This is a genomic window from Nocardioides ferulae, assembly GCF_003660455.1.
Lineage (GTDB): Bacteria > Actinomycetota > Actinomycetes > Propionibacteriales > Nocardioidaceae > Nocardioides > Nocardioides ferulae.
This window is the reverse complement of record NZ_QZVR01000031.1, coordinates 50,207-58,953: the sequence shown is the minus strand read 5'-3', so window position 1 is coordinate 58,953 and position 8,747 is coordinate 50,207. Positions and strand designations below refer to the sequence as shown.

At 72.4% G+C, this 8,747-nt stretch carries 8 protein-coding genes; all 8 read right to left on the bottom strand.

Going from position 1 to position 8,747, the window contains the following annotated elements; genetic code table 11:
- Positions 1–276: 276 nt before the first annotated feature.
- From D6B71_RS21435 to argC, 8 genes are read right to left on the bottom strand one after another with little or no spacing between them, the layout of a single operon-like run.
- A complete protein-coding gene (locus tag D6B71_RS21435; RefSeq protein ID WP_121258844.1) occupies positions 277–873 on the bottom strand; it encodes a DNA-3-methyladenine glycosylase in 597 nt (198 codons plus the stop codon).
- Positions 857–2,296 carry an argininosuccinate lyase gene (gene argH, locus D6B71_RS23660; protein WP_121258843.1) on the bottom strand — a complete coding sequence of 480 codons (1,440 nt, stop codon included), beginning with the start codon at positions 2,294–2,296 and terminating at the stop codon, positions 857–859. Before argH ends, D6B71_RS21435 begins: the two co-directional genes overlap by 17 nt.
- Positions 2,296–3,729, bottom strand: coding sequence for an argininosuccinate synthase (argG, locus tag D6B71_RS21425; protein ID WP_121258842.1), 1,434 nt, complete (start codon positions 3,727–3,729; stop codon positions 2,296–2,298). Before argG ends, argH begins: the two co-directional genes overlap by 1 nt.
- Before the next feature lie 43 nt (positions 3,730–3,772).
- On the bottom strand, positions 3,773–4,297 hold the full coding sequence (locus D6B71_RS21420) for an arginine repressor (RefSeq protein WP_121258851.1): 525 nt from the start codon (positions 4,295–4,297) through the stop codon (positions 3,773–3,775).
- Between the two features lie 5 nt (positions 4,298–4,302).
- On the bottom strand, positions 4,303–5,547 hold the full coding sequence (locus D6B71_RS21415; RefSeq protein ID WP_121258841.1) for an acetylornithine transaminase: 1,245 nt from the start codon (positions 5,545–5,547) through the stop codon (positions 4,303–4,305).
- Positions 5,544–6,497 carry an acetylglutamate kinase gene (gene argB / locus D6B71_RS21410; protein ID WP_206051908.1) on the bottom strand — a complete coding sequence of 318 codons (954 nt, stop codon included), beginning with the start codon at positions 6,495–6,497 and terminating at the stop codon, positions 5,544–5,546. Before argB ends, D6B71_RS21415 begins: the two co-directional genes overlap by 4 nt.
- Before the next feature lie 23 nt (positions 6,498–6,520).
- Positions 6,521–7,672, bottom strand: coding sequence for a bifunctional glutamate N-acetyltransferase/amino-acid acetyltransferase ArgJ (gene argJ / locus D6B71_RS21405; protein WP_121258839.1), 1,152 nt, complete (start codon positions 7,670–7,672; stop codon positions 6,521–6,523).
- Positions 7,672–8,721, bottom strand: coding sequence for an N-acetyl-gamma-glutamyl-phosphate reductase (gene argC, locus D6B71_RS21400; protein WP_121258838.1), 1,050 nt, complete (start codon positions 8,719–8,721; stop codon positions 7,672–7,674). Before argC ends, argJ begins: the two co-directional genes overlap by 1 nt.
- Positions 8,722–8,747 lie beyond the last annotated feature (26 nt).

Here is an 8,747-nt window from a genome sequence, read left to right as displayed (position 1 = left end):
AACTAATTCGTCGACTATGACACACTGTTGAGTTCTCAAGAATCAGACGCACACCGTCCCAGAACCTTCCGGCTCTGGCGGCGGGGAAACCTGACCAAACTTACCCGACTGGCTTCGGCTCGTCAACTCGAGGTTGTCGGCCGCGATCCTGCGGGGCCGTGGCGCGCTTGTACCCTTCCGGTTCGGCCGGTTGGCCGGGAGAGGGAGCCGCGTGCCGCGGCGAGAAGGAACATTACACACTCGTTGCGGGCAGACAAAATCGGGGCCCCCGGAGGCTCACGCCCGTGGTCCGAGCCGCTTCGCCGGGCGGTAGGCGGAGACCGTCGGGTCCCCCGTGGCCCAGAACCGCCAGGGCCGATCCGGAGCTCCCCGCAGACCCACCCGCGGGCCGCTGGAGAGCTCGGCCGGAGGCGTGCCCGGTCGCAGCAGCACCGGCCCCACGGCGAGATCGGCGCCGTCGTGGCCCAGGTCCAGGCCGAGTGCCCGGCACAGCCGTGCGGGTCCGCGCGCCAGGTCGCGGTCCGAGCTGCCCGGACGCCGCTCCCGCGCCACCTCGACCCCGTCGACGACCTCGCCGGCGCGGAGCAGCACCGCGGCAGGGTCGCCCCGCTCCCCCACCACCACGTTGCAGCACACGTGCATCCCGTAGGTGAAGTAGCAGTAGAGCCGGCCTCGGGGACCGAACATCGTCGCGTTGCGCCGGGTCCGCCCACGGAAGGCGTGGGAGCCCGGGTCGTCCGGGCCGGCGTACGCCTCGACCTCGGTCAACCGGACCGCGACCTCCCCGTGCCGGATCACCGTCCCCAGCAACCGGGGAGCCACCTCGAGGACCGGGCCGGAGAGCAGCCGGTCCAGGTCACAGGAACCGGGCACGGTGGCGGGTGGCCCTGGTCCGCAGCTCGTCGAGCTGCTCGCGCACGCGCACGCCGGCGGTGCCGCCGCGCCCGTCGCGCGAGGCCACCGAGCCCTGCACGGTGAGCACCGAGCGGACCCCCGGGTGCAGGTGCGGCGAGATCTGCGCGAACTGCTCGTCGGTGAGGTCGGCCAGCTCGATGCCCAGCTCCTCGCAGCGCCGGACACACGCGCCGGCGACCTCGTGCGCCACCCGGAAGGGGACGCCCTCGCGCACCAGCCACTCGGCGACATCGGTGGCCAGGCTGAACCCCTGCGGGGCCAGCTCGGCCATCCGGTCGCCGTGGAAGACCAGCGACGCCACCATGCCGGTGAACGCCGGCAGCAGGACCTCCAGCGTGTCCACCGAGTCGAAGACGGGCTCCTTGTCCTCCTGCAGGTCCCGGTTGTAGGCCAACGGCAGCGCCTTGAGGGTGGCCAGCAGACCGCTCAGGTTGCCGATCAGCCGGCCCGCCTTGCCGCGGGCCAGCTCCGCGATGTCGGGGTTCTTCTTCTGCGGCATGATGCTCGACCCCGTCGACCACGAGTCGTGCAGGGTCACGAAGCCGAACTCGCGGGTGGCCCAGAGGATCACCTCCTCCGCCAGCCGGCTGACGTCCACCCCGGTCATCGCGGCCACGAACGCGAACTCCGCCACGAAGTCCCGCGAGGCGGTGCCGTCGATGGAGTTCGCGGTGGAGCCGGTGAAGCCGAGCTCCTCGGCCACACCGGTCGGGTCGAGGCCAAGGCTCTGCCCGGCCAACGCCCCCGAGCCGTACGGCGAGTCGTCGGCCACCCGAGCGTCCCAGTCGGCGAGCCGGTCGACGTCGCGCAGCAGCGCCCACGCGTGCGCCAGCAGGTGGTGCGAGAGCAGCACCGGCTGCGCGTGCTGCAGGTGTGTGCGCCCGGGCATGATCACGTCCAGGTGGGCCTCGGCCTGCTCGGCGATCGCCTCGACCAGGTCGAGCACGTGGCCGGCGACCACCCGTCCGTGGTCACGCAGGAACACCTTGAACAGCGTGGCGATCTGGTCGTTGCGCGAGCGGCCCGCCCGCAGCCTGCCGCCGACCTCGGGGCCCACCTCCTCCAGAAGCAGCCGCTCCAGCGCCCCGTGCACGTCCTCGTCGCTCGGGTCCGGGCGCAGGGTGCCCCCCGCGAACCGCTCTCCCAGCGCCTGCAGGCCGCGCAGCAGCTCCGCGTGGTCGGCGTCGGTGAGCAGCCCGGCGCGCTGCAGCGCGTTCGCGTGCGCCCGCGATCCGGCCAGGTCGTAGGGAGTGAGCCGCCAGTCGAAGTGGGTCGAGCGCGACAGCTCGTCGAGCTCGGGAGACGGGCCGCCCGCGAAGCGGCCCCCCCACAGCTTGCCGGTGTTGGTGCCGTGCTCGTCGGGGTTGGTCCGCTCGCCCATCAGTCGTTCCCCGCCTCCATCGCGGCGGCGTCCAGCGCCTCCTCGTCTGGCTCGGTGAGCACCTCCGGGTTGGCCGTGATCTGGTCGTAGCCGCCGTGCGGCAGGTCGCCGAACAGGGTGCCGTGCTCGACCAGGACCGTGCCCTGGTCCAGCGGCTGGTCGGCGTACAGCTCCAGCATCGCCCGCGAGTCGGCGATGTCGAGGTTGCGCATGGTCAGCTGGCCGATGCGGTCCAACGGGCCGAACGCGGCGTTGGCGGTGCGCTCCATCGACAGCTTCTCGGGGTGGTAGGAGAACGCCGGGCCGTCGGTGTTCAGGATCGTGTAGTCCTCGCCGCGCCGGAGCCGGACGGTGACCTCGCCGGTGACCACCGAGGAGACCCAGCGCTGGATCGACTCGCGCAGCATCAGCGCCTGGGGGTCGAGCCAGCGGCCCTCGTAGAGCAGCCGGCCCAGCCGGCGTCCGTTGGCGTAGTAGTTCGCGAGCGTGTCCTCGTTGTGGATCGCGTTCATCAACCGCTCGTAGGTCAGCCACAGCAGCGCCATGCCGGGCGCCTCGTAGACCCCCCGCGACTTGGCCTCGATGATCCGGTTCTCGATCTGGTCCGACATGCCCAGCCCGTGGCGGCCGCCGATCGCGTTGGCCTCCTGGACCAGAGCCACTGAATCCTCGAACCGCCGGCCGTTGATGGCCACGGGCAGGCCCGCCTCGAAGGCGACCGTGACGTCCTCGGTCTCGATCTGGACAGCGGGGTCCCAGAAACGGACCCCCATGATCGGCTGCACCACCTCCAGCGAGGTGTCCAGGTGCTCGAGCGTCTTCGCCTCGTGGGTGGCGCCCCAGATGTTGGCGTCGGTCGAGTACGCCTTCTCCTGCGAGTCGCGGTAGGGCAGTCCGTGCGCGATCAGCCACTGGCTCATCTCCACCCGGCCGCCGAGCTCGTGCACGAAGTCGGGGTCCAGCCAGGGCTTGTAGATCCGCAGCGCCGGGTTGGCCAGCAGTCCGTAGCGGTAGAACCGCTCGATGTCGTTGCCCTTGAACGTCGAGCCGTCGCCCCAGATGTCGACACCGTCCTCGTGCATGGCGCGCACCAGCATGGTGCCGGTCACGGCCCGCCCGAGCGGCGTGGTGTTGAAGTAGGCGCGCCCGCCGGAGCGGATGTGGAAGGCACCGCAGGCGAGCGCCGCCAGGCCCTCCTCGACCAACTGGGGCCGGCAGTCGATGACGCGGGCCAGCTCGGCGCCGTACTCCATGGCGCGGGTCGGGACGCCGGACACGTCCGGCTCGTCGTACTGGCCCAGGTCGGCGGTGTAGGTGCACGGCACCGCGCCCTTGTCGCGCATCCACGCGACGGCGACCGAGGTGTCGAGTCCTCCCGAGAAGGCGATGCCGACGCGCTCGCCGGCGGGGAGGGAGGTGAGGACCTTGCTCACGTGAGGGTTCCTTCGGAGGTGGTGGTGGGGTGGGGTTCGGGGGTCAGGGCGCCGGCGGGTGGCTCTCCGCCAGCGCCAGGAATCGTCGGGCGAGCGCGTCGCCACCGCGGGGGTCGCGGCCGATCACGAGCACGGTGTCGTCGCCGGCGATGGTGCCCAGCACCTCGGGGAACTCCGCCTTGTCGAAGGCGGAGGCGAGGAACTGCGCGGCACCCGGCGGGGTGCGCAGCACGACGAGGTTGCCGGTGGCCTCCGCGCTCACCAGGAGCTCGGCGCACAGCCGGGCGACCCGGTGGGCCGACGCCGCGGTCTCGGCCGGCGGCTGGGGACGCCGGTCGCCCCCCTCGGCGGGCACCGCGTAGACCAGCGCGCCGGAGGCGGCGCGGACCTTCACGGCGTCGAGCTCGACCAGGTCGCGCGAGAGCGTGGCCTGGGTGACCCGCACGCCGCTGTGGGCCAGCAGCTCGGCCAGCTCGGTCTGCGAGCGCACCTCCCGGTGCGTGACGAGGTCGATGATCAGCTGGTGCCGGGCGCTCTTCGTGCTCGGCCGCAGCGCCGCGTCGCCCATCAGCGTCACTCCCCCACCGACCCGGACGCGCCGCTCGCGCTCCCGATGGCCTCGTCGAGGATCGCCGGCCAGGCCGCCAGGAACTCCTCGACGTCCGCGGCGGACAACACCAGCGGAGGAGCGAGCCGGATGCGCCGCGGCGTGGGGTTGTTCACGATGAAGCCCCGAGCCTGCGCCACCTCCGCCACGGCCGCGGAGCCGTCGGCGACCAGGTCCAGGCCGACCAGCAGCCCCTCGCCGCGGACCTCGCTCACCCGGGGGTCGGCCGCCAGCCCGTCGCGCAGCCTCCGGCCCAGCACCGTGACGTGCTCGAGCAGACCCTCCGACTCGATGGTGGCGACCACCGCGAGCGCCGCGGCGCAGGCGACCGGGTTGCCGCCGAAGGTGGTGCCGTGGTTGCCGGGCTGGAGGAGGTCGGCCGCGTCGCCCAGGCCGACGAGGGCCCCGATGGGGAAGCCGCCGCCCAGGCCCTTCGCGACCGTGACCAGATCGGGCCCACCGAGCTCGGCCAGACCGGGCGCGGCGTGGTGGGCGAACCAGCGACCGGTGCGGCCCATGCCGGTCTGCACCTCGTCGAGCCACAGCAGGGCCCCATGCTCGGTGGCGATCCGCCGGGCGGTGGCCAGGTAGTCCGCGGGCGGCACCACGACGCCCGCCTCACCCTGGACCGGCTCCAGCAGGACCGCCGCGGTGCGGTCGGTGACCGCCGCCGCGAGCGCGTCGGCGTCGCCGTAGGGAACGAACGTCACCTCGCCGGGCAGTGGCTCGAACGGGGCACGGTAGGCCTCCTTCGAGGTGAGCGCGAGCGCGCCCATCGTGCGGCCGTGGAAGCCCCCCTCGGCGACCACCACGTGGGTGCGGCCGGTGCGCCGGGTCAGCTTGAATCCCGCCTCGTTGGCCTCGGTGCCGGAGTTGGTGAAGAACACCTTGCCGGGGGTGCCACGACCGGCCGGGTCGACCAGCGCGAGCAGCTTCTCGGCGAGCTCGACCTGGGGGCCGGTGGTGAAGAAGTTCGACACATGACCGAGCGTGGACAACTGGCGGGTCACCGCCTCGACCAGCGCCGGGTGCCCGTGGCCGAGAGCGTTGACGGCGATGCCGCCCAGCAGGTCGAGGTACTCGTTGCCGTCGGTGTCCCAGACCCGGGCGCCGGCGCCCCGCTCGAGCACCAGCTTGGGTGGGCCGAACGTGTTCATCAGCGACCCGGCGTACCGGGCCCTCCACTGGTCGCTCACCTGATGCCCGCTCATGAGCGCGCCGCCTCCCGCGCCTTGCGCGTCTTGGTCTCGACACCGGGCAGCACCTGGGTGCCGACCCCCTCGTTGGTGAACAGTTCGAGCAGCACCGCATGCTCCTCGCGGCCGTCGACCACCGTCGCCCGCGGGACGCCGTTGCGCACGGCACTGAGACAGGCACCCATCTTGGGCACCATGCCGCTGGCCAGCGTCGGCATCAGCGCCTCGAGGTTCTCGGGGCTGATCTCGCCGATCACGTCGTCGCTGTGCGGCCAGTCGAGGTAGAGACCCTCGACGTCGGTGAGCACCAGCAGCTTCTCGGCGCCCAGCGCCACGGCAAGGGCGGCCGCGGCCGTGTCGGCGTTGACGTTGTGGACCTGCCCGTCCTGGTCCGGCGCGACGCTGGAGACCACCGGGATCCGGCCGGCCTCGATCAGGTCGAGCACCGCCTCGGGGCGCACCCTCGTCACCTCGCCGACCAGGCCCAGGTCGACCTCCTCGCCGTCGACGATCGTGTTCGTCGGCTCGGCGGTGAACAGCCCGGCGTCCTCACCGGAGAGGCCCACCGCCAGCGGTCCGTGCTCGTTGATCAGCCCGACCAGCTCGCGCTGCACCTTCCCGACCAGCACCATCCGCACCACGTCCATCGCCTCGGGGGTGGTGACCCGGAGCCCGCCGCGGAACTCGGACTCGATGCCGAGCTTGTCGAGCATCTGCGAGATCTGCGGGCCGCCGCCGTGCACCACCACCGGGCGGAACCCCGCGAACCGCAGGAACGCGATGTCCTCGGCGAAGGCTCGCTTGAGGCGGTCGTCGGTCATCGCGTTCCCGCCGTACTTCACCACGACGACCTTGCCGTGGTAGGCCTTCAGCCACGGCAGCGCCTCGGCCAGCGTCGCCGCCTTGGCGGGGTCGGGCTTCCCGGGGTTGTGGCGGGTGTGCGGGATCGTCTGGTTCTCGGTCATGTCCTGGGTCGTCGTCTCGTCGCTCATGAGCTGTAGGCGCTGTTCTCGTGGACGTACGCGTGGGTGAGGTCGTTGGTCCAGACGGTCGCCCGCTCGGAGCCCGCCTTGAGGTCGATGGTCACGCTCACCTCGCGACCGGTGAGGTCCACCGTGGTGGGGTCGGCGTGCGGCCCCGAGGACTTGCACACCCACACCCCGTTCATCGCGACGTCGAGGTCGACCGGATCGAAGGCGGCGTCGGTCGTGCCGATGCTGGCCAGCACCCGCCCCCAGTTCGCGTCGTTGCCGAACACCGCGGCCTTGAACAGGTTGCTGCGGGCGACGCTGCGGCCGACCTCGACCGCCTCGTCCTCGGTGGCCGCGTTCAGCACCGTGATCGCGATCTCGTGGTCCGCGCCCTCGGCGTCCCGCAGCAGCTGCATCGCCAGGTCGGTGCAGGCCTGGGTGAGCGCGTCGGTGAAGTCCGGCAGGGAGGGCGTGATTCCGCTCGCCCCGCTGGCCAGCACCGTGACCGTGTCGTTGGTCGACATGCAGCCGTCGGAGTCGAGCCGGTCGAAGCTGACCCGGGTGGCCGCGCGCAGGGCGACGTCGAGGTCGGCTGCCTCGACCACGGCGTCGGTGGTGAGCACCACCAGCATCGTGGCCAGCTGGGGCGCAAGCATGCCGGCGCCCTTCGCCATGCCGCCGATCGACCAACCAGGCCCCTCGACCACCACCTGCTTGCTGACGCTGTCGGTGGTCATGATCGCCTCGGCGGCGTCCAGCCCGGCGTCGGACGAGAGCGCCGCGTGCGCCGCGTCCACCCCGTCGAGCAGCGACTGCCGGTCGTTGCGCAGGCCGATCAGCCCGGTCGAGCACACCACCACGTCGATCGCGCCGATGCCGAGGTGACCGGCGACCTGCTCGGCCACCGCGTGCGTGGTCTGGAACCCCTCGGGGCCGGTGTAGCAGTTGGCGCCACCGGAGTTGAGGACCACCGCGCGGACCGTGCCGTCCTTGACCGCCTCCTGGCTCCACAGCACCGGGTTCGCCTTGCACCGGTTGGTCGTGAACACCGAGGCGGAGTCGAACCGCGGCCCGTCGTTGACCACGAGGGCCAGGTCGCGGGCGCCGGTCGACTTGAGTCCGGCGGCGACGCCGGCCGCCCGGAAGCCCTGCGGTTGCGTGACGCTCATCAGGGAGCCACCCCCACCGTGGTCAGGCCCAGGCCCTCGTCGAGGCCGAGCGCGAGGTTCATGCACTGCACCGCGGCACCGGCGGTGCCCTTGGCCAGGTTGTCGACCGCCCCTACGGCGACCAGTCGCCCGGCGGCCGGGTCGACGGTCACCTGCACGTGGACCGCGTTCGACCCCATGACCGACTGCGTCTGGGGCCACTGCCCCGGTGGGAGGACGTGGACGAACGGCTCGTCGGCGTACGCCGCGGCGTACACCTCGTGGGCCTGCTCGCCGCTCAGCCCGGGATCGGCGAGTGGGGCCGAGCAGGTGGCGAGGATGCCCCGGGCCATCGGCACCAGCAGCGGGGTGAAGCTGACCGCGACCTCCCCGCCCGCGAGCGGCGAGAGGTTCTGCACGATCTCGGGCGTGTGCCGGTGGGTGCCGCCCACGCCGTAGGCGCTGGCGTTGCCCATGATCTCGCTGCCGAGCAGGTGCGGCTTGGCGGCCTTGCCGGCACCGCTGGTGCCGGACGCGGCCACGACGACCACCTCGGGCCGGACCAGCCCGGCGGCGACTGCCGGCGCCAGCGTGAGCGTCGACACGGTCGGGTAGCAGCCCGGCACCGCGACCCGGGTCGTGCCGCGCAGCCGCTCGCGCTGGCCGGGCAGCTCGGGCAGCCCGTAGGGCCAGGTGCCGGCGTGCTCACCGCCGTAGAAGGCGGTCCAGGCGCCCGCGTCGGAGAGCCGGAAGTCGGCGCCGCAGTCGACGACCACCACCGAGGGGTCGCGCTCGCTCAGCGCCTCGGCGATCGCACCGGACTGGCCGTGCGGGAGCGCGAGGAACACCACGTCGTGGCCCGCGAGAGTCTCCACGTCGGTGGGCTCGAGCACCCGGTCGGCCAGCGGCACGAGGTGCGGCTGCAACGCACCGAGCGGCTGGCCGGCGTTGGAGGCGCCGGTCAGGGCGCCGATCTCGACCTCCGGGTGGTCCAACAGCAGACGCAGCAGCTCGCCTCCGGCGTACCCGCTCGCGCCTGCAACTGCCACCCGTCTCCTGGTCATGTGCATGACTATACAGTCCTTCGTATGTTCTG

Excerpts from the sequence above, each read along its gene's own strand:
- argB (WP_206051908.1), bottom strand. The coding sequence starts at position 6,497 with ATGACCGAGAACCAGACGATCCCGCACACCCGCCACAACCCCGGGAAG.
- argH (WP_121258843.1), bottom strand. The coding sequence starts at position 2,296 with ATGGGCGAGCGGACCAACCCCGACGAGCACGGCACCAACACCGGCAAG.
- argJ (WP_121258839.1), bottom strand. The coding sequence starts at position 7,672 with ATGAGCGTCACGCAACCGCAGGGCTTCCGGGCGGCCGGCGTCGCCGCC.
- D6B71_RS21420 (WP_121258851.1), bottom strand. The coding sequence starts at position 4,297 with ATGGGCGACGCGGCGCTGCGGCCGAGCACGAAGAGCGCCCGGCACCAG.
- D6B71_RS21415 (WP_121258841.1), bottom strand. The coding sequence starts at position 5,547 with ATGAGCGGGCATCAGGTGAGCGACCAGTGGAGGGCCCGGTACGCCGGG.
- argC (WP_121258838.1), bottom strand. The coding sequence starts at position 8,721 with ATGCACATGACCAGGAGACGGGTGGCAGTTGCAGGCGCGAGCGGGTAC.